Annotated in this window: 20 protein-coding genes; 9 read left to right on the top strand and 11 right to left on the bottom strand. The window is 63.5% G+C overall.

From position 1 onward, the window contains the following. Nucleotides 1-61 precede the first annotated feature (61 nt). On the top strand, nucleotides 62-766 hold the full coding sequence (locus SX1_RS03730; protein WP_255209691.1) for a hypothetical protein: 705 nt from the start codon (nucleotides 62-64) through the stop codon (nucleotides 764-766). Here SX1_RS03730 and SX1_RS03725 read toward each other — a convergent pair whose 3' ends face one another. Together SX1_RS03725 and recQ are read right to left on the bottom strand one after the other, a co-directional pair. Next, on the bottom strand, nucleotides 767-1,195 hold the full coding sequence (locus tag SX1_RS03725; RefSeq protein WP_017183772.1) for a protein tyrosine phosphatase family protein: 429 nt from the start codon (nucleotides 1,193-1,195) through the stop codon (nucleotides 767-769). A 160-nt stretch (nucleotides 1,196-1,355) separates the two neighbouring features. After that, on the bottom strand, nucleotides 1,356-3,128 hold the full coding sequence (recQ, locus tag SX1_RS03720; RefSeq protein WP_019051984.1) for a DNA helicase RecQ: 1,773 nt from the start codon (nucleotides 3,126-3,128) through the stop codon (nucleotides 1,356-1,358). Nucleotides 3,129-3,399: 271 nt separating this feature from the next. Between recQ and SX1_RS03715 the strand changes: the two genes are divergently transcribed. Further along, entirely contained in the window at nucleotides 3,400-3,783 is a 384-nt protein-coding gene (locus tag SX1_RS03715; protein ID WP_167539633.1) for a hypothetical protein, read from the top strand. A 604-nt stretch (nucleotides 3,784-4,387) separates the two neighbouring features. Here SX1_RS03715 and SX1_RS03710 read toward each other — a convergent pair. Then, nucleotides 4,388-4,708, bottom strand: coding sequence for a hypothetical protein (locus SX1_RS03710; RefSeq protein WP_019051982.1), 321 nt, complete (start codon nucleotides 4,706-4,708; stop codon nucleotides 4,388-4,390). Nucleotides 4,709-4,746: 38 nt separating this feature from the next. Here SX1_RS03710 and SX1_RS03705 point away from each other — a divergent pair, with 38 nt between their 5' ends. Next, nucleotides 4,747-5,871: a serine hydrolase domain-containing protein gene (locus SX1_RS03705; protein ID WP_019051981.1), complete on the top strand. Its 1,125-nt coding sequence runs from the start codon at nucleotides 4,747-4,749 to the stop codon at nucleotides 5,869-5,871. On the opposite strand, the gene SX1_RS03700 is transcribed toward SX1_RS03705, so the two are convergent. Both SX1_RS03700 and SX1_RS03695 read right to left on the bottom strand, forming a co-directional pair. After that, nucleotides 5,868-6,656, bottom strand: coding sequence for a PhzF family phenazine biosynthesis protein (locus SX1_RS03700; RefSeq protein ID WP_019051980.1), 789 nt, complete (start codon nucleotides 6,654-6,656; stop codon nucleotides 5,868-5,870). The two genes, SX1_RS03705 and SX1_RS03700, sit on opposite strands and share 4 nt — an antisense overlap. An 80-nt stretch (nucleotides 6,657-6,736) precedes the next feature. After that, the gene (locus tag SX1_RS03695) at nucleotides 6,737-8,518 is read right to left on the bottom strand and encodes an SLC13 family permease (RefSeq protein ID WP_019051979.1); all 1,782 of its coding nucleotides are present in this window, start codon (nucleotides 8,516-8,518) and stop codon (nucleotides 6,737-6,739) included. Nucleotides 8,519-8,736: 218 nt separating this feature from the next. Here SX1_RS03695 and SX1_RS03690 point away from each other — a divergent pair, with 218 nt between their 5' ends. The 3 genes from SX1_RS03690 (at nucleotide 8,737) to SX1_RS03680 (ending at nucleotide 11,153) form a co-directional block, all read left to right on the top strand. After that, nucleotides 8,737-9,258, top strand: a complete 522-nt coding sequence (locus SX1_RS03690; protein ID WP_019051978.1) for a TadE/TadG family type IV pilus assembly protein — start codon at nucleotides 8,737-8,739, stop codon at nucleotides 9,256-9,258. 1 nt (nucleotide 9,259) lies between these two features. Beyond that, nucleotides 9,260-9,808 (top strand): TadE/TadG family type IV pilus assembly protein, encoded by a 549-nt coding sequence (locus SX1_RS03685; RefSeq protein WP_019051977.1) that lies wholly within the window; start codon nucleotides 9,260-9,262, stop codon nucleotides 9,806-9,808. Nucleotides 9,809-9,890: 82 nt separating this feature from the next. Further along, nucleotides 9,891-11,153, top strand: coding sequence for a TadE/TadG family type IV pilus assembly protein (locus SX1_RS03680; protein ID WP_255209697.1), 1,263 nt, complete (start codon nucleotides 9,891-9,893; stop codon nucleotides 11,151-11,153). Between the two features lie 211 nt (nucleotides 11,154-11,364). Here SX1_RS03680 and aroC read toward each other — a convergent pair whose 3' ends face one another. The 5 genes from aroC to SX1_RS03655 all read right to left on the bottom strand — a co-directional run bounded on the left by aroC (nucleotide 11,365) and on the right by SX1_RS03655 (nucleotide 15,614). Continuing rightward, nucleotides 11,365-12,450: a chorismate synthase gene (gene aroC, locus SX1_RS03675; RefSeq protein WP_017183542.1), complete on the bottom strand. Its 1,086-nt coding sequence runs from the start codon at nucleotides 12,448-12,450 to the stop codon at nucleotides 11,365-11,367. Beyond that, entirely contained in the window at nucleotides 12,447-12,830 is a 384-nt protein-coding gene (locus SX1_RS25045) for an endonuclease domain-containing protein (RefSeq protein WP_026149483.1), read from the bottom strand. The genes aroC and SX1_RS25045 overlap by 4 nt, the downstream gene beginning before the upstream one ends. 103 nt (nucleotides 12,831-12,933) lie before the next feature. After that, on the bottom strand, nucleotides 12,934-13,740 hold the full coding sequence (gene fabI / locus SX1_RS03665; RefSeq protein ID WP_017183545.1) for an enoyl-ACP reductase FabI: 807 nt from the start codon (nucleotides 13,738-13,740) through the stop codon (nucleotides 12,934-12,936). A 17-nt stretch (nucleotides 13,741-13,757) separates the two neighbouring features. Next, nucleotides 13,758-14,693, bottom strand: a complete 936-nt coding sequence (locus SX1_RS03660; protein ID WP_026149482.1) for a YihY/virulence factor BrkB family protein — start codon at nucleotides 14,691-14,693, stop codon at nucleotides 13,758-13,760. 15 nt (nucleotides 14,694-14,708) lie between these two features. After that, the gene (locus SX1_RS03655) at nucleotides 14,709-15,614 is read right to left on the bottom strand and encodes a DnaJ C-terminal domain-containing protein (RefSeq protein ID WP_026149481.1); all 906 of its coding nucleotides are present in this window, start codon (nucleotides 15,612-15,614) and stop codon (nucleotides 14,709-14,711) included. A gap of 180 nt (nucleotides 15,615-15,794) precedes the next feature. Between SX1_RS03655 and SX1_RS03650 the strand changes: the two genes are divergently transcribed. From SX1_RS03650 to SX1_RS03640, 3 genes are all read left to right on the top strand, one after another. Further along, nucleotides 15,795-17,138, top strand: a complete 1,344-nt coding sequence (locus tag SX1_RS03650; RefSeq protein ID WP_019051972.1) for a hypothetical protein — start codon at nucleotides 15,795-15,797, stop codon at nucleotides 17,136-17,138. Between the two features lie 101 nt (nucleotides 17,139-17,239). Beyond that, a complete protein-coding gene (pdxH, locus tag SX1_RS03645; protein WP_019051971.1) occupies nucleotides 17,240-17,815 on the top strand; it encodes a pyridoxamine 5'-phosphate oxidase in 576 nt (191 codons plus the stop codon). Between the two features lie 179 nt (nucleotides 17,816-17,994). After that, nucleotides 17,995-19,326, top strand: a complete 1,332-nt coding sequence (locus SX1_RS03640) for a dicarboxylate/amino acid:cation symporter (RefSeq protein ID WP_026149480.1) — start codon at nucleotides 17,995-17,997, stop codon at nucleotides 19,324-19,326. Nucleotides 19,327-19,412: 86 nt separating this feature from the next. Here SX1_RS03640 and SX1_RS03635 read toward each other — a convergent pair whose 3' ends face one another. Next, nucleotides 19,413-20,297 carry a bestrophin family protein gene (locus SX1_RS03635; RefSeq protein ID WP_019051969.1) on the bottom strand — a complete coding sequence of 295 codons (885 nt, stop codon included), beginning with the start codon at nucleotides 20,295-20,297 and terminating at the stop codon, nucleotides 19,413-19,415. Nucleotides 20,298-20,347: the final 50 nt, after the last annotated feature.

The raw sequence follows: 20,347 nt of genomic DNA, 5'->3' as shown, positions 1-20,347 counted from the left end.
AGCCCGGATTTCTGTTCACGCGCTAATGTTTGCATCTGCGCCCCTTCAGGAGGATTGGTCCATGCGTTTCCTGCCTGTGATAGCCGTCCTGATGGCGGCATCCGCGACCCCCGCCATCGCCCAGACGCCGCCCGATGTCGCCGACCTGGTCGGTGCCAGGGCAGCCGGGGGCGAAACCCAGCTGGAGGCGCGGGGCTATCGCTTCGTCACCACCAATGTGGTGCGGGATACGAAATGGTCCTTCTGGTGGAGCGAGCGGCAGCGGCAGTGCATTTCGGTGGCGACGGCCGAGGGCCGCTACAACGCGATCGGCACGGTTCCGGCGGCCAATTGCAATGCCGGCGGCGGCGGCGCGACACCCCGGCCGACACAGCCCTTTGAGAGGATTTCGCTGGTCTGTATCGGCGCGGGCAGCGGCCCTGCGGCGCAAAGCACGTCGGGCTATCGCTACAATCGCAAGTCGCGCAAATTCGAGCCGGAATTTGGCACGACCATGGGCCGCGAAGCTTTCTCGTCCGATCTGGAGATCGAGATTGCCGATGGCGTCGGCCGGGTGCATCCGTCCGGCAAGCTCGTGTCGCCGATCCATTCGGGCGGGAGTGATGGCTGGTGGCCGATCGCCGACCTGCTGGTGACGCCGGACCGGATTACGGGCAGCTATCGCATGAACGGGCTGAACAAGCCACGCATCGACTATGATCGCCGCACGCGCATCGTCCGTGTGCGCGCGGCGACCGACTTTACCGGGCGGTGCGAAGAGCAGTGATCACTCCGCCTTCAGCGCATCCATGATCTGGCGCACCGGGGCGATGTCATAGCCTGCCGCCGCCGCCTGCGCCGCCAGCACGTCGCCATTGTCGCCTGCCCGCGCGCGTGTGAGCGCCCAGAGCAAGGTGCTGCGCGTGCCTGAGCGGCAATAGGCCAGCGTCTTGCCGGTGCCGGCCTGCTCCAGCGCTGCGGCCATGCCGTCGAGCTGCCAGGGGGCAAAGCCGCCATGGGCGACCGGCACGGCGACATAGGCGATCCCCGCCGCCTTGGCCGCCGCTTCGATTTCCGCGCCGTTGACCTGACCCGGCTCCTCATTGTCGGGGCGGTTGTTGACGATCATCGTCACGCCCTGCGCTTTCGCCTCTGCCACCTGATCGATCGTGATCTGGGGGGAAACGAGGATATGGTCGGTCAGCTTGCGGAACATGGCGCGGTCTCCTTTTGCCGCAGCCATGCGCCGACGCAAAAAGGGATTCAAGAATAAACCCCAAAACCGTTCGGGCTGAGCGCGTCGAAGCCCTGCCTTGCCTGCGCGAAGAAAAACGGCCCTTCGACAGGCTCAGGGCGAACGGATGGGGTATGGATTTTTATATAAAAGGCCGGATCGCGGCCAGGAAGGCGTCGCCCCAGGCATCGAGCTTCTTTTGACCCACGCCGCTGATCATGCCGAGATCGCGCAGGCTGGTGGGGCGCTGTTCGGCCATTTCGCGCAGGGTCGAATCGTGGAAGATGACATAGGGCGGCACGCCCGCCTCCTGCGCCAGTTCGCGGCGGCAGGTGCGCAGCGCGTCGAACAGCGGATCGCCGACCGGATTGGCGTCCGCGCCGTTGCGGGCGTTGCGCTTGCGCCGTTCGCGCCTGGGGGGCACGAGGATGCGCACCTCCTCCTCCCCGCGCAGGATGGGCCGGGCGTTGGGGCCGAGCATCAGGCCGCCATGTTCGGTCGTTTCGAGCGCATCGCGCACCAGCAGCGCGCGCGACACCGGGCGCAATAACGCGGTCTCATCGCCCGACACGATGCCATAGACCGAAATCCTGTCATGGCCGCGTTCGCGCAATTTGTCGGTGACGCCCCCGGTCAGCACCGCCTCTATATGGCCGGAGCCGAAGCTTTGCCCGGTGCGATAGACGGCGGAAAGATATTTGCGCGCGGTTTCGGTGGCGTCGACGCTGGCCGGAGGGGACAGGCAATTGTCGCAATTGCCGCAGGTCGCCGGCGGGTTTTCGCCAAAATGGCGCAACAGGATGGCGCGACGGCAGGTGGCGGTTTCCACCAGCGCGCCGAGTGCGGCGATGCGGGTGCGCTCGCCCTGCTGGCGGGACGGGTCGAGTTCCATGATGCGCTGACGGGCGCGGGCGAAATCCTCCGCACCCCAGAAAAGATGCGCGACCGCCGGTTCGCCGTCGCGCCCTGCACGGCCCGATTCCTGATAATAGCCCTCGATCGATTTGGGCAGGCCCGCATGGGCGACGAAGCGCACATCGGGCTTGTCGATGCCCATGCCGAAGGCGACGGTGGCGACCATCACCATATCTTCGCTGGCGATGAAGGCGGCCTGGTTGCGGGCGCGGACGGCGGGGTCGAGCCCGGCATGATAGGCGCGCACGGGGCGGCCACCACGGCCCAGCGTCTCGGCCATTTTCTCGGTCGCGGCGCGGGTCTGGGCATAGACGATGCCAGGGCCGGGATGGGTGGCGACCAGATCAGCGAGCTGGCTCGACAGCCCGTCGCGCGGATGGACGGCGTAGCGGATATTGGGCCGGTCGAAGCCGGAGATGATGAGGCCATCGCGCGGGATGCCGAGCTGGACGAGAATATCATCACGGGTATGCGCGTCCGCCGTGGCAGTGAGCGCCAGGCGCGGGACGTCGGGAAATTCGTCGAGCAGCGGGCGCAACAGGCGATAGTCGGGGCGGAAATCATGGCCCCATTCGGACACGCAATGCGCCTCGTCGATCGCGAACAACGCGACCTTTGCCGAGCGCAGCAGCGACCGAAACCCCTCCTGACTGGCGCGTTCGGGGGCGACATAGAGCAGGTCGAGATCGCCATTGCGCAGGCGATCCTGCGTCTCCCGCCAGTCGGCGTCCACGCTGGTCAGGCTGGCGGCGCGCAGGCCGACCGCATTGGCCGCGCGCAACTGGTCGTGCATCAGCGCGATCAGTGGCGATACGACGACGCAGCAGCCGTCCAGCGCGGCCGACGGCAACTGGTAACAGAGCGACTTGCCCGCCCCGGTCGGCATGATCGCCAGCGTCGGCAACCCCGCCATGACCCGCCCGACCACCTGTTCCTGCACCCCGCGAAAGGCGGAAAAGCCGAATATATCGTGGAGAAGGGTGGGAATGTCGCGCTGCATCGCATGGCCTGTAGCGGCTGAGGCGCAGGGGGGCCAGTGGGTGTTGCGTCATGATGGGGGTGTTGGGCGAGGATGGGTGGAGTGGGAACGGAGTGTTGTTGGGTCGGCATCACTCAAGTCCGGCGTTGCAGAGAGCAGTTGATCTGGCCATCATCGCAACATGCAGTGCTGCTTTATCAGACTCGCTCCTGCCATGTTGTTGGTGACGCAAGGGTGCGAACGGCAACCACAGCAATTCTCGGATAACGCTATTCAAGAGATTCGAGAGGGAATGCCGGGCATCACCGAGCGATGCCTTAGCACGATTAAAAACGGTGGATTCGAAGCGATGCCGTCGGGCACGGATGAATGCTTCGAAATGACACCAGCCCGTCATTGGAAAGGCCTATGGCGGAGAGAATTCGAGAACTCCCGCTTTTGCCCAACGCCTGCTGTTTCCTGCTCCTATCACACCGCTGGCGACCGCATCTGGTTGTCTGGCAAGGCTCTAACCTCTTCGGGCACCGACGAAGGCCTTTACGAAATTGAGTTCGTGGGACGACGAACGGCTCGCAAGGGAAGCTACGGGCACTTGAGCGCATTTGACCATGAGATAATCGTTGATCAGGTAATGGACTTACGTCCGGTTTCAGAGGCGGCAACTTTGACTGAGTAAGGCCGCGAATGGGCGGTTCTGCCCTATCAGCTTACGGCTGATCAATGAATCGGATCGATCTGCCGACGGACTGCGATTGTCGCGCGATGCCAAAAGCGGCAACATCTGCCGATGAGGTTCTATTCGATCATAGGTTTCGCTTTATTCGTGAGTCTCTTTGCGCTGGGGTGCAGCCGCGCGTCACAAAACTATGCCTCCAACTGTTCCACGCCGCGCAAGAACTGGGGTCGGGAAAAGGATGGGATCGGTCATTTGAGGACAGTCCAGCCGATTTACATTGCTTCGGATGGATCGACGCTTTGGAACCAAACGGTCATTTCAGACACCACGCTTCGGCACTATATGGCGCTCATGGGTAACATGAACCCCGAACCTCAAGCCATACTCGAAGTTGCACCAAGCGCGGCGTGCAGTCGCGTGGAGGAGGTTCGCGAAATCATGGACGCCGCGCCGCTCTGCAAACGGCCACATTCGCTGTGCAGCGAGGGATGGAATTGGCGGCAATGGCCCAAATCTAGCGACTCATAAGGTCCGCGATCCGGAAGTGCGATGGTGACAATCACGGGCAAAGATGGTCACTGCCCGACCAGCGAAAACGTCCGCTTCATTCCACCGGGTCGAGCAGGCAGCCCCAGCCGGGGCGGAAGCGGGCGGTGCGGGTGGCCAGGAGGGGGACGCTGGCGTCCACGGCCTTGTCGTCCGGGCGGTCGGTCAGTCGGACCAGCGCCATGCCCGGTTCCTTGTCATCGGCGCAACTGCCCATGGCGCGCCCTTCGACATAGCGGCAGGAACAGGTCAGCCGCGCGCCATAGGCGGCGCCCAGCCGGGCCTGATCGCGCAAGGCATTCCAGTGCCAGCCCAGCGTAACGAGCAGCGCCAGGCAGAGCGCAAGGGCAAGATAAATGATCGTCCGACGACCCGGCATATTCCCGACTCGGTTGGGGATGGCTAAGGCCGCGGCTTATGAAGAGGGAATGGAACAGCGTAAAGCGGCTTGGTCTGGGTGTCGCCGTGGCTGCGCTGGTCGGCGCAGGCGGGATGTGGAGCGTGCGCGCAGCCGATCCGCAACCGCTCTATCGCGTATCATCTGACGCCGTCGTAAGCGAAACCGCGCTGCGCGCCGCGATCGACCCGCTGTTCGATGAAGCCGATATGGGCGACACGCGCGCCTTGCTGGTGATGCGCGACGGGCAGGTCATCGCGGAACGTTATGCGCCCGGCTTTGGCCCGGACACGAAATTATTGTCCTGGTCGATCGCCAAGAGCGTCACGGCGGTACTGGTCGGACTGATGGTGTCGGACGGACGGCTGGCGCTGGACTCGCCGGTGCCGGTCGATGCGTGGCGCCAGCCGGGCGACCCGCGCGGGCGGATTACGCTGCGCCAGTTGCTGACGATGACGTCGGGGCTGGACCATGTGGAGGATGGCGACCCGCTGCCCGCTGGCGACACGGTGCGGATGCTGTTTACCGATGGCGCGCAGGATATGAGCGGCTTTGCCGAGGCCAAGCCGCTAGCCCATGCGCCCGGATCGACCTTTTCCTACTCGACCGGCAGCACCATGATCCTGACCGACCTGATGACGCGGATGCTGACCAATAGCGACGATCCCGACGCGCGGCGGCGGGCGATGCAGATGTTCATCGACGGCAGGCTGAAAGCGCCGGGACGCCTGCCCAGCCTGACCCCGGAATATGACGCCGCAGGCACGATGATCGGCGGCAGCATAGTGCATATGACCGCGCGCGATTATGGCCGCTTTGGCGAATTGCTCCGTCGCCGGGGCCGCAGTCCGACCGGCCACCAGATATTGCCGGAAAAATGGATCGACATCATGACCACGCCATCGGCCCGCAACCCGGCCTATGGCGCGCATCTGTGGCTGAACCGGGAAAGCAGCGAAAGCGCGCTGATGCCGGGGCAGGCCCCCGCCAGCCTGTTCGGCTGCGTCGGCCATAATGGGCAATATATCCTCGTTTCCCCGTCACAGCGGTTGACCGTCGTGCGGATCGGCATGTCGCCGCACAAGGAACAGCGGGTGGCGGTCAAGACGGCGCTGGCGCGGTTGATCGGGCTGTTCCCGGGCTAGAGCAGGAAGCGCCCCTCTATCACGGTGCGGCACCCGCCGGTCAGGATGACCCGGTCGCCCGCCAGCGTGCAGCCCAGCCGCCCGCCGCGCGCCGAGGCCTGAACGGCGCTGATGTCGGTCTTGCCCAGTCGCGCCGCCCAATAGGGGGTGAGCAGGCCATGGGCCGATCCGGTGACGGGATCTTCATCCACCCCGCCGCCGGGCACGAACACCCGGCTGATGATGTCGCTGTCATCACCCGGCGCAGTCGCCATCAGCAGCAGGTCGCCCGCCGGGCGGAGCGCCGCGAAATCGGGCGTCAGCGCGCGGATCGCGGCGGCATCGCGATAGACGAAGAGCGCATAGCCGCCGTCCCGCCAGCGCGTTTCCAGCACATCGCCGCCCATGCCCGCCGCCAGATCAGGCAATGGCCTGACCTCCGTATCCCATGCGGGAAGCGACAATGCATAGCCCGCCCCGGCCCGCGCGACCGTCAGCACGCCGGCATGGCGGGTGCGGAAACGGATGGCGTCCCGATCGCCGATCAGCACATGGCCGCTGGCCAGCGTGGCATGACCGCACAGCTTGACCTCCACCGTCGGGGTGAACCAGCGCAGCGCATAATCCGCATCCGGATCGTCGGGGGCCGGAATCGTGAACGCGGTTTCGGACAGGTTGTTTTCCGCAGCGATCGCCTGAAGCGTTGCATCGTCGAGCCACTGGTCGAGCGGCATGACGGCGGCCGGATTGCCGCTGAAGGGCGCGTCGGCAAAGGCGTCGACCTGGGTGAAGGGCAGGCTGGGCATGGCGGCTCCTCGTTGGACAGGGCGTTCTGATGCCGGGCGGGCCGGGGCGTGAACAGGGCCGCCCGCATGGCATTGGCCGCCTATCCCAGCACCACCAGCGCGCCGCACACCGCCAGCCCGACGACGATGTTGATCGGCACGCCGATCCGCACGAAATCGGCAAAGCGATAGTCGCCCGCGGCATAGACCAGCGCGTTGGTCTGATAACCGATCGGCGTTGCGAAGCAGGCCGATGCGCCGATCATCAGGGCGATGATCAGCGGGCGCGGATCGACCCCCAATTGCTGCGCCAGCGCGATGGTGATCGGCGTCAGCAGCGCCGCCACCGCATTGTTGCTGAGCAGTTCGGACAATATGAGCGCGAAGAAATAGATGACGAACACCAGGGACCAGACCGGCACGATTTTCAACAGCGGCGTGATCCAGCCGACCATCAGCGCCACGCTGCCCGCCTGTTCGAGCGCCAGGCCGACGGCCAGCATCGCGAAGATCAGGATGAGGACGTCGCCGTCAATCGCCGCCCAGGCTTCTTCAGGGTCGATGCAGCGGGTGACGAGGATGATGCCGACCGCAATGAAGGCGGCCATGCCGATGCCGATTATGTTGAGCGCCGACAGCAGCACGACCGCCGACATGGCGACGATGGCGATCCACGCCTTGTTACGGCGAAAGGCGCGGGTGCGGCTGATGTCGACGCCGATCAGATGGGGATTGTCCTTGAGCGATCGGATCGCGTCGTCGCTGCCCGCGATCAGCAGCCGGTCCGCGCCGCGCACCCGCGCTTCCGCCAGCGCTGGACCGGGCAGATGGCGCGAACGGTGAATGCCGATGATGCGGACGCGCAGGGCGTGGAGGAAGGGAATGTCCAGCAGCCGTTCACCGATGGAGGGATGGCTGGGCGCGACCATCGCCTCTATCACCTTGCCTTCGCGCGCTGACGTGGCGGAATCGGCGGCAACGCCCAGATCAAATCCGCCCGATTCACGCAGCGTCATGATGGCGGTGCCATCCGCCCGCACGATCAGCCGATCGCCCGACCGCAACTCCTCGTCCAGAATCTCGCGCCGCCTGATCTCGCTCCCGCGCTTGAGGCCGAGCAGCACGACGGAGGGGCCGAACAGGCCCAGCGAGCCAATCTCACGCCCGATCAACTCGCTATCGTGCGGCACCACCAGTTCGGTCAGATAATCCTGCACCGTGCCGCCCGTTTCCCCGCTGATGGAGGGCGGATCGCTGGGCAACAGGAAGGACAGGCACAAAAGGGCGACGATCCCCGCCGCCGCGCCTGCCAGCGCGTAGGGCGTGATTTCGAAAATGCCAAATGACGCCATGCCCTGATCGGCGGCGATGCCTGCGACGATCAGGTTGGTCGATGTGCCGATCAGCGTCAGGCAACCGCCCAGCACCGCGATCGTGTTCATGGGGATCAGCAGCTTCTTGACCGGATAGCCGGTCGCCTGCGCCAGTTTGAACATGATCGGGATCAGCAGCACGACCACGGGCGTATTGTTGAGGAAGGCCGACAGCACAGCCGCGCCAAGCGCCACTTCGGCAAGGGCCAGCCGGGGATGTATTTTCGCGCGCGCCATGATGAGGTCGGCCACGCGATTGATCACGCCGGTGCGAATCAACGCGCCGGACAGCACGAACATCGCCCCGACGGTCAGCGGTGCGCTGTTGGAAAAAACCGAAAAGAGCGATTTTTCGTTGAGCAGGCCCAACAGTGCGAATGCGCAGGCCCCCACGACCGCGATCACCGTAGGCGAATAGCGTTCGCGCACGAAGGCCACGAACATCAGCGCCAGGATGAGCAGGCCGATTTCCGCGCGATACACGCCCATCAGCGCGATAATGAAATGCATTTGGCCCTACCCCCCGACGGCACAAGCGCCCCCGCTCGCACAACGAGGGAAACCGGACATCGTTGCACGCGAAGCTGGCGGACAGGTCCGCCGGGGGCAAGCGCGCATCCTATAATGATTGAACGAATTCACAACATCATAACCAATATGCATCAATGTTAGCGCAATCATTAGGGACCATCAGCCTTTCCGGGATGCATATGTCGTCATCTTCTTTCATGGAATCCAAGCGATTCCGGCTGCTGCAGGATCAGCGCGGTACCGCAATCATTGAATTTGCAATCGTTGCCGCGCCCTTTATCGCCCTGCTGTTGGCGGTCATGCAGACCACGCTCACCATGTTCACGCAGCAGGTTCTAGAAACCGCGGTCGAAAAAAATGGCCGGACCATTCGCGTGGGACAGGTTCAGGCGGACGGGATCAGCCAGTCCGCGTTCAAGACCCAATTGTGCAAGACATTGCCCAAATATGTCGACTGCGCCGACGTGATGATCGACATACGCACGGCAAACAGCATGGCGGATGTCGACAGCAGCGCCCTGGCATTGACATATGACGGTTCGAACAATGTCACCAACAGCTGGAAATATCTGACCGGCGGGCCCGGTGACATCGTCATCATGCGCCTGATGTATCAGATGCCCGCGATCGGCGGACCGCTGGGCTTCACGCTTGCCAACATGAAAAATGGCCGGCGCCTGCTTGTCGCGACATCGGTATTCAAGAATGAGTCCTACTGAAATGCGCCGCCTCTTCTCATGGTGGCGCCGGTGCGCCAGCGACTGCCGGGCGATCGCGGTGACGGAGTTCGCCCTGATCGCCCCGTTCATGATCCTGCTCTATCTTGGCTGCTTCCAGCTTGCCGACGCCATTTCCGCGTCGCGCAAGGTGACTGTGACGACACGCACCCTTGCCGATCTGACATCCCAATATCGTTCAGTGACGCAAGTCACCACCGACAGCATATTGCACGCCGCCAGCCAGGTCATGGCCCCCTACAACGCAAAGGCCGGCGTCTACACGATCACGCATTTGTCGACCAATCCGTCCGACAAGCCGCGCGTGGACTGGAGCCGCCGCTTTGATGGATCGACCGTGAGCGAGGGGTACAGGCGGAACGAGAAAATCGATCTGCCGGACAGCGTTTCCGAGGAAGGGTCCAGCGTGCTGATGGCCGAGATCACCTACGAATATCAGCCGGTCGTGGCGTCCGCCATGCTGGGAAAGATCACCATGACCGACACCATCTACATGCTGCCGCGTCGGTCCGACTCCATTCCGATGAATTGAGATGATGATGCGTCAATCCCCTATGCTTTCGATGGTCCGCATCGTCCGGCGCCTGCTAAGGCAGGAGCGCGGCAATGTGATCATGATCTTCGCCTTTTCGCTCATCCCGCTGGTGTTTGGCGCTGGCATGGTCATAGACTATGCGCGGGCGGCGCGCTTGCAGACCAAGATGAACGCGATCACCGACGCGACGGCCCTCTACGCCGTCAGCGCGCCGATGCTCAAAAATGACCTGGATGAAACAAAAAAGCGCGCCAATGCCTTTTTCGACGATCAGGTCGTGGGATTGAACGGGCTGATCTATGGCAAGGACGTCAAGATCAACATCACTGAAACGCTGTCCCCCACCCTGCAACGCAATGTGACGGTGAGCTATGCCGCAGCGTCGAACAATCTTTTCGGAGCCATCCTGTCCAGCGCCAGCATAGCGATTGGCGGTTCCGCCAGCGCCAAGAGCGTTACGGCGCCCAATATCGATTTTTACATGGTGCTCGACACGTCGCCGTCCATGGCCCTGCCCGCGACAAAGGCCGGGCTGACGGCGTTGACCGCTGCGACCGGCGGCTGTGCCTTTGCCTGCCATCAAACCAACACTTCATCGACCAATCCGGGCAGAACCCGCATGGTGAACGGTCAATATGTCGATTATTATTATATCGCCAAGACCGATCTCAAACTGGCGTTGCGAAGCGACCTGGTGACGTCGGCGGTCGAAAATCTGGTGGATGTGGCCAAGGAAACGGCCCAGGCCAACGGCGCGACCTACCGCATGGCGCTGGGGCATTTCGACTGGACCTATCATTCCATCGCGGACAAGCCGGTCGATCTGGATACGGCCAAGGGACTGGTATCCCAGGCGCAACTGCTGACCGTTTGCCAGAATAACCAGCGTGTGTGCGGCATCAACGACAGCGACATGCTGACCAACTTCACCACGAGCCTGACCAGCATCAATGCGATCATGCCCGTGCCCGGAGCGGGGACCAAGAAGGGGAGCGATTCGCCCCAGGGCGTCATGTTCCTGATCACCGACGGGATGCGGGACGAAAATGCGGGCGGTCGCAAGCTGGGACCGATGCCGACCGCCATGTGCGATACGATCAAGGCCAAGGGAATCCGGATTGCGGTGCTCTACACGGAATATCTGTGGGAATCGGCGTCCGATGGCTGGTCGATCAGCAATGTACGCACGCCATTCCTCAATCCGCCGGAAAAGATCAGTCCGCCACTGGAAAGCTGCGCATCGCCGGGGCTCTATTACAAGGTGACGACCGACAGCGATATGTCGGCTGCGTTGGCCAGCCTGTTCCAGAAAGCGGTGCAGGCCGCACATCTGACCAAATAGCGAGTATATGAAAAGGGCCAGCCATGGTTGCATGGCTGGCCCGTATCGCGGCGGTATGGGGACATTTTGTCGTCATGTCCGCGCCATGCGTGGTGACGTTCCCCAGGCTTACGCTCTGCCGCTGGCCCTGTGGCGGGCTTGGGTCAGAGCCTATCCTAAATTTGCCGAGTCGTCTCGCCTTTTCGGCGCAGGATCGCTTCGCTTTGGCGTGTCAGTCGGTTTCAGGACGTTCGCCGCATTGGGCGCGGTGGAGCAATTTCTGGTCGGCCAGCACCAGCGCCATCATCGCTTCGACCACGGGCACGCCACGAATGCCGACGCAGGGGTCATGCCGCCCCTTGGTGATGATGTCCGACGCAGCACCATCGCGCGTGACCGTTTCGACCGGAATCAGGATGGAACTGGTGGGCTTGAACGCCACGCGCAGCTTGATCGGCTGACCGGTCGAGATGCCACCCGCAATGCCGCCTGCGTGATTGGCGAGGAATATGGGTCCGTCTTCGCCCGGCCGCATCGGATCGGCATTTTGTTCGCCGCGCAGGCTGGCGGCGGCAAAACCATCGCCAATCTCGACGCCCTTGACCGCATTGATGCTCATCATCGCGCTCGCCAGTTCGCTGTCGAGCTTGGCATAAAGCGGCGCGCCCCAGCCCGCCGGGACGCCAGAGGCGACGCATTCGACCACGGCGCCCAGCGAGGAGCCATCAAGGCGCGCCGCATCGACCAGCTTTTCCCAACGCACAGCGGCCTGCGCGTCCGGGCAGAAGAAGGGGTTTTGCCCGATCAGCGCCGGATCGAAATGCGCATAGTCTATCGCGTCGCCGCCAATGGCGCTGACATAGGCGAAAATATCGACTTCGGGGATGACCGCACGCGCCACCGCGCCCGCCGCCACCCGGCTCGCGGTTTCCCGCGCCGAGGAACGCCCGCCGCCGCGATAGTCGCGGAATCCATATTTGGCGTCATAGGCATAGTCGGCATGGCCGGGACGATAGGCCTTGGCGACGTCCGAATAATCTTTCGATCGCTGGTCGGTATTTTCGATCATCAGGCTGATCGGCGTGCCGGTCGTCCGCCCTTCAAACACGCCCGACAGGATGCGGACCTCGTCCGCCTCGCGCCGCTGGGTGGTGAATTTGGACGTGCCGGGCTTGCGCAGGTCGAGCCAGGGCTGGATGTCGGCCTCGCTCAGGTCCAGCCCCGGAGGACAGCCATCGACGACCGCGCCGATGGCAGGACCATGGCTCTCGCCCCAGGTGGTGAAGCGGAATACGCGACCGAAACTGTTGAAACTCATATTCCCCTCTCCCCTTGGGGGAGAGGGAGGGCCCCGCCCGGCGCAGCCGGGTGGGAGGGTGAGGGGTTTTGGTGCGCCGTCATCAATATTGTCTCCAACACCCCATCGATATTGCTCATTACATCGGCATTGGCGAAACGGACGATGCGGATGCCTTCTCGTGCCAGTCTTTCCGACCGATGCCGGTCCGCTGCTTCCCTAACGGCATGGTCATCGCCGTCAACTTCGATGACCAGGCGGCGATCGGCGCAATAGAAATCGGCGATATAATCGATCAGCCAAACCTGTCGCCTGAACTTCAGGCCTGCAAGCTGGCGACCGCGCAAACTGGCCCAGAGTCGCCGTTCCGGTTCGGTCGGGTCGCATGGCGCGAACCCGATTCAGGGAGTCTGGCGTTGCAGGATCAGGTCGTCTCATTCCCCTCACCCTCCCACCGCTTCGCGGCGGGCCCCTCCCTCTCCCCTGAAGGGAGAGGGTCAGTAATTATCTGTCCAGTGCGATGTCCGGGGCGTCCTCCGCCTTCATGCCGATGACGTTATAGCCGGCATCGACATGGTGGATTTCGCCGGTCACGCCACTGGCCAGATCCGACAACAGATAGAGGCCCGCGCCGCCGACATCCTCGATCGTGACGTTGCGGCGCAGGGGCGAATTCAGTTCGTTCCACTTCAGAATGTAGCGGAAGTCGCCGATGCCGCTGGCGGCCAGCGTCTTGATGGGACCAGCCGAGATGGCGTTGACGCGGATATTTTCCGGCCCCAGGTCCATCGCCAGATATTTGACCGACGTTTCCAGCGCGGCCTTCGCCACGCCCATCACGTTGTAATGGGGGATGACCTTTTCCGCGCCATAATAGCTCAAGGTCAGGATGCTGCCGCCATTGGGCATCAGTGCGCGGGCACGGCGTGTGACTGCCACGAAACTGTAAGCAGACACGTTCATGGTCAGCAGGAAATTGTCCAGGCTGGTGTCGACATAGAGGCCGCGCAGCTCATTCTTGTCGGAAAAGCCGATCGCATGCACCACGAAGTCCAGCCCGCCCCAGCGCGTCTCTATCTCCGCAAAGGCGGCGTCCAGCTTGTCCATGTCCGTGACGTCGCAGTCGATCAGAAAATCTGATCCGACCTGCTCCGCCAGGGGCCGCACCCGCTTGGCCAGCGCGTCGCCCTGATAGGAGAAAGCCAGTTCCGCACCCTGTTCATGCAACGCTTTTGCGATGCCCCAGGCCAGCGACTTGTCATTGGCCAGGCCCATGATGAGGCCACGCTTTCCTGCCATCAAGCCGTTCATATCGTTGTTCCATTCCCTCAGATGTCCGCCGCCGGGGCATCTTCCTCTTCGGGAAATTCCGCCAGCGCCGCATTCAGTTCCGCGCCAATTACCACGCCAAGCCCGACGAGAAAGAAAAAAATGAGCGTGATCATGACACCCGCCAGACTGCCATAGGTACGGTCATAACCGCCCAGCAGCGACAGGGTCGGCGGCAGCAGCAGGGTCGTGGCGTACCACCATAGCGCGGTGGCGACCGCGCCGGGCCATTTGGGAAAGCGGCGGTCCTTGTAGGCGGTCGGCGTCAGCGTGACGAACAATGACCAGAGCGCGACGCCCACAATCCCCATCGGCACCAGTTTGGCCGACGCGACCAGCGCGATCGCATCGTCGGCCCAGGGCAATATCTGTTGCAGAAACTGGTCGATGCCGGTGATCACGACCTGAAGCGAGAAGGCGAACATCACCGCGACGACGCTGACCAATGTGATGCCGACCGCGCCCAGACGGTAGCGCCAGAAGGGCTTGGTGCTTTTCGTGCCATAGGCGCGGCGCAGAATGTCGCGAATCGTTTCAATGAGGCTGCCCACGGTCCACAGGCCGACCAGCGCGCCCAGCCACAGCAAGGGGCCGGACCGGGCGGCCAGCACATCGTTGATCGGCTGGCGCACGACATCCGCCACCCCGCTGGGCACGGTGGTCAGGAAGGCGTTGACCGCCTGTACCCCGTCCTGCGTCCGGCCAAAGATGCTGGCCACCGCCGCCGCGACGATGAAGAAGGGGAACAGCGTCATCAGCGAGAGATAGGCGAGATTCCCGGCATGGATGAACCCGTCGCTATAGGTGCCGACAGCGACCCGCTTGAAGATTTCGAACGGGTGCGATCCGGGGCGGACGCGATTGATCTGGCGGTGGATATGCCCCGCCATACGGTGGCGACGGGATTCGGGCGACAGGGGCGAAGGCATCGGCATTCCCCCGATAACGCCCTAGACGCCCAGATGGGCGCGCACCGCCCGCCGGTCCTGCCATTTTTCCACCAGCGCCTGGATCGTCGGATCATCGGCGGGGACGTCCACCATCAGGGTGACCAGTTGGTCGCCGCGCGTGCCATCCTTGCCGGTAAAGCCCTTGCCCCGCAGCCGCAGCGTCTTGCCCGACGTGGTGCCGGCAGGCACGCCCAGCATCACCGGGCCGTCGACGGTCGGCACCTTGACCTTGCCGCCCTTGACCGCTTCGTCCAGCGTGACCGGCAGGTCGAGCCGCACATTGTCGCCATCGCGGGTGAAGAAGGGGTGCGGCCGCACTTCAATCGTGACGATCGCGTCGCCAGCGCCGCCCGGCCCCTGCTGTCCCTTGCCCGACAGGCGCATCTGCGTGCCGCTTTCAACGCCTGCGGGCAGTTTCAGGTCGATCGTCTTGCCGTCCTGGAGCGTAATGCGCTGCGGCGCCAATATGGCCGCGTCGGCAAATTGCACCGCCAGCCGATAGGCGACGTTGGCGCCCCTGGGTTGCGGTGCCTGACGGCCAAAGCCGCCGCCCGCGCGACGCCCCGCGCCGCCGAACAGCCCTTCGAAAATATCGCCGAAATCGGCGCCGCCGGTTTCAAAACCGCCCGGCTGGCCGCGAAAGCCGCCGCCGCCCCCGCCGCCAAAGCCGAAGGGCGCGGTCGGATTGCCATCCGCGTCAATTTCGCCCCGGTCGAAGCGGGCGCGCTTATCCTTGTCGGACAACAGGTCATAGGCGTTGGTCGCAGCGGAAAATTTCTCGGCAGCCTTGGGATTGTCCCGATTCTTGTCGGGGTGCAGTTCCTTGGCCAGCTTGCGATAGGCGGATTTGATCTCCGCGTCGGTCGCGCCGCGCGCGACGCCCAATGTGGAATAGGGATCGGCCATCATCTTACCTGTTGCGAAAAAGCATCACTTGGCGACTATGTGGCGGAGGATGGCGCGACATTCAAGCAATGGATGCGCAACGCCCCCGTCATACCCCGCTTGGGGTATGCGCCGCGCAACGCCAATTGCTAGCCGCCGCCTGTCTCGCGTGGGGAATGCGAGTGTTTTGGGGGTTACACCATGATCAAGAAATTTGCCTGGGGCGCTGTGGCGACCCTTTCGATGCTCGGCCCGATCGCGACCAGCGCGCAGGCGCAGGTCGGCCCGCCACCGCCAACACCTCAGCAACTCGACCAGTTGCAGAGCCTGTTCCGCATTGGCGTGACGCTGGGCCTGCCGGGTGGCATCACCCGGACCGACAGCTATGGCCTGGACATTGCCAATGACGGTCAGGATTTCATGAATCCGCAGCGTTTGCGCGAACGCTATGGCGCGCAATATAATGACCTGTTCCCGGTCAGCGGCGTCATCGATTTTCGCGGCCTGCCGATCTATGGCTTTTATGACGCCAACAGCCCGGTTTTCCGCATCTCCATCCCCGCGCTCGATGCAGAAGGCGAAACCTACCAGAACCGCTTTAACGGGGTGACGCGCCAGGCGTCCTACGACCTGTTCAACGAATATCTGGACGAAGTCGACAGCGCGGAAGCCGAACGGCTGGTCCGCCTGTTGCTGAAGTCGCTGGCGCGCTATTCGCCGGTCGATCCGCTGGCGGGCAATCCCAATTCGGTGCAGAGCGGGCTGGTCCGCTCCAGCCTGGACCTGTCGTCGGGCGATTCGGCGATCGAACAGGCGGCCAATGGCGGCACCAACACGGCGGGCGATCCGTGGATCGTGGGCGCCAATTATAGCGGCGGTTCGTCAAATGGCGGGCGCTATGACTTCATGCGCGTCGATGGCCGGATCGCACGCAGCTTCCGCCTGACCGAAGGTGGCCGCGCCCTGCTGAAATTCGACCTGCCGATCAGCTATTCCGAAGTGAACGGCGCACGTGCCGCGACCGCGCAATTCGGCGTCGGCGTCGAATTTCCGCTGATCGCGCAGCGCTGGTCGCTCGAACCGCGCATCGGCTATGGCATCACAGGGTCGGATCAACTCGGCTCGCTCGGCCATATGATTTCGACGACGGTCGCCAGCCGCTATGTGCTGAACGGTCTGGGCCGGGGTCGGCTGATCATCGGCAACATGGTCGGCTATACATCGACGATGAGCACCGGCTTTACCGGCTACAACGTCAATCCGGGCCTGAAGAACTGGGCGTTCCGTAACGGGGTTGCCTATGACCTGCCGCTCAAGTTCCGCGGGTTCGGGCGCAATACGTCGGTGCGGGCCAGCTATGCGCTGACCAACTATACCGGCGACAAGCTCTATTATGACACGTTCCACGAAATGACCCTGTCTCTGGGCATCCGGGGCCGCGAAGAATCGGCGCGCAACGCCCGCGACCTCATCCGCCTGAACTTCAACCTGATCAAGGCCAGCGACTATACCAGCTGGTCGGCGGGTCTGGGCTTCCGCTTCTGACGATAGGGGGGGGTGCCTGATCGGCACCCCCTCACCTTTCGGCTCCGTTCCTTCGGCAAGCCCGTATCGACAGCGTCGCGTCCCGCCCGTAAAGACCGGGCATGACTGATCCCTTTGCCCTGTTCGACGACTGGTACGCCCAGGCGCGCGAGACCGAAATCAACGACAGCAATGCCATGGCGCTCGCGACAGCCGATGCGCGCGGTCATCCGTCGGTGCGGATGGTGCTGCTGAAAGGACATGGCCCGGACGGCTTTGTCTTTTACACCAATTTTGAGGGGCGCAAGGCGGGCGAACTGCTGGCCAATCCCCATGCCGCATTGCTGTTCCACTGGAAATCGGCGCGACGGCAGATCAGGGTGGAAGGCCCGGTCGGCCCGGTCGATGACGCCACCGCCGACGCCTATTTCGCAACCCGCAGCCGCGACAGCCAGTTGGGCGCATGGGCATCCGACCAGTCCCGCCCCCTGCCCGACCGCCAGACCTTCATGAACAGGTATGAGGCGGAACGGGCGCGGTTCGAGGGTGGCCCGGTGCCGCGCCCGCCGCACTGGTCGGGCTTTTGCGTCAGGCCGGAACGGATCGAATTCTGGCAGGATCGCGAGCATCGCCTGCATGAGCGGCGAGTCTTCACCCGCACGGGCGCGGGCTGGAGCGAAGGGCTGCTTTACCCCTAAAGGCTTTTGACGCCGCCATTCCGGACGAAGCGAGGCGCGGAAACCGCCCGCTGGTTCGTCTATGAAGATGCGCCCCGACGCGCGCCGATTGCCGCTGGCCCATGGGCCTGTTAGGTGTCGGCCTGACACATGTAAAAGAAGTGCGGAGCCGGTGGCTCCTGCGGCCTAGAGGGACACGGATGCGTAACAGACTGACCGCCTTCATTCTCACCGGCATGGTTTTGGGGGTGATTGTCGGCTTCGCGGCCAATCTGTGGGTTGGCAGCGACAAGACGCTGGCCAAGGATGTGGCCGGCTATTTCCACCTGCTGGCCGACATATTTCTGCATTTGATCAAGATGATCATTGCGCCGCTGGTATTTTCCACGCTGGTCGCGGGCATCGCCCATATGGGCGACAGCGCGGCGCTGGGGCGGATCGGCGGGCGGGCGCTCGCCTGGTTCGTGATCGCCAGCCTGATTTCGCTGACCCTGGGGCTGATGTTCGTCAACTTCTTCGCACCGGGCGAAGGGCTGAACCTGGTCCGGTCGGGCGTGGATTCGGGCGTGAATACCGAAGCGCTCAATTTCCGTGATTTCATCCTGCACGTCTTTCCGACCTCCATGGTCGGCGCGATGGCGGAAAATTCGATCCTTCAGATCGTCGTATTCTCGCTGTTCGTCGGCGTCGCGCTGACCGCGATCGGGGAGAAGGGCAAGCCGGTCGTCACCGTCATCGAATCGATGGTCGAACTGATGTTGCAGGTGACAGGCTATGTCATGCGCGTCGCGCCCTTCGCGGTGTTCGGGGCGCTGGCGTCGGTCGTGACGACCGAGGGGCTGGGCGTGCTCGTCACCTTTGGCGAGCTGATCGGCGAATTCTATATCGCGCTGGGCGCGCTGTGGCTGCTGCTGTTCGCGGCGGGATCGATCTTCCTGGGCAAGCGGATGTTCAAGCTGGTCCGCTATGTCCGCGAACCGATATTGATCGCTTTCTCCACCGCATCGTCCGAAGCCGCCTATCCCAAGATGCTGGAGCAACTGGATCGCTTCGGCGTGCCGCGCCGCATCTACAGCTTCGTGCTGCCGCTGGGCTATAGCTTCAACCTTGACGGGTCGATGATGTATTCGACCTTCGCGACCATCTTCATCGCGCAGGCCTATGGCATCGATTTGCCGATCGCGACCCAGATCACGATCCTGCTGGTGCTGATGGTGACCAGCAAGGGCATCGCCGCCGTGCCGCGCGCCAGCCTTGTGGTGGTCGCGGCCACGCTGGGCCAGTTCGACCTGCCGGTCGAGGGCGTCGCCTTCATCCTGGCGGTCGATCATTTCATGGACATGGGCCGTACCGCGACCAACGTGCTGGGCAATGCCATCGCGACGTCGGTGATCACCAAATGGGAAGGGATGCTGGAGGTCGAGGAACCGATCGACGTGCCCCACCCCAAGGCGCCGGCGCATACCGCCGCGCATGGCCGCGCCGGGCTGGAACTGGCCCCGGACATGCTGGAGGAAGAGCGCAAGGGGTAACCGACGCTATAGTGTTCCCGCGCAGGGGGGGAACCCAGTCCAAACGTCGGAACTGGGTTCCCGCCTGCGCGGGAACACGGGCGTCTCTACCACAACACCCCACGCACAGGCTTTAGCGGTTCGGGCGCGGGATCGCCGATCGACTGGAGCAGGTCGATCTCGATCGTGCGGCACATGGCGTTGAGCGGCACGTCATGGACCGTGTTGGCGAAGGGATCGACCAGATCGTCGCCGATCCGCAGCACCGCCAGGAACATGAGACCCGCGACCGTGGAGCCAAGCGGCGTCGCCAGCCCCAGCGTTTCGACCAGCCCCAGCGGCAGGAAGAGGCAGAAGAGATGGGTGAAGATGGTCGGCAGATAGCGATATTGCACCGGCAGCGGGGTATTTTTGAGCCGCTCCATCCCGCCCTGCGCGTTGGCGATGTCCACCAGCACCGCCTCCATCTGCGTCTGCTGGATCGTGTCGATCCACCCCGTGCGCCGGGCGATGTCGATGCGCCGCCCGGTGCTGTCAAGCAGTCCGTTGGCGACATTCACGCGGGCGAGCGCCAGCCCCTGATCCTTTTCCTCCAGAAAGCGGGTCACATCGTCATCGATCGGCAGCCGCCGCAACTGGCAGCGCAGCGCATTTACATAGGCGATCTGGCGCTTGACGATCTCCCGCTTCAATTCGCGCCCGTCGGGATCAGGCAGGAAGTTGCGGGTCGCGCGCGCCAGACTGCGCGATGCGTTGATCATCGCGCCCCACAGCGTGCGCCCTTCCCACCAGCGCTGATAGGCGGAATTGGACCGGAATCCCAAGAACAGCGCCAGTCCGGTGCCAAAGATGGTCAGCGGCAGTCCGGGCGCCTTGAACGGCAGCACATAGTAAGTGATCGTGACGGCGCAGTCCCACACGAACAACAGGGTCAGCGGCTTCCACACCTCGGCGGCCATCCGATGCAGGCTGGGGACGGGGTCGACGATCATGCAATTCTCCAAAGGACAGGACCGCGCCAACGCAAGAAGCGCATGAAAGC

Source organism: Sphingobium xenophagum NBRC 107872, from assembly GCF_000367345.1.
GTDB lineage: Bacteria > Pseudomonadota > Alphaproteobacteria > Sphingomonadales > Sphingomonadaceae > Sphingobium > Sphingobium xenophagum.
This window is presented reverse-complemented; position numbering and strand designations above follow the sequence as displayed.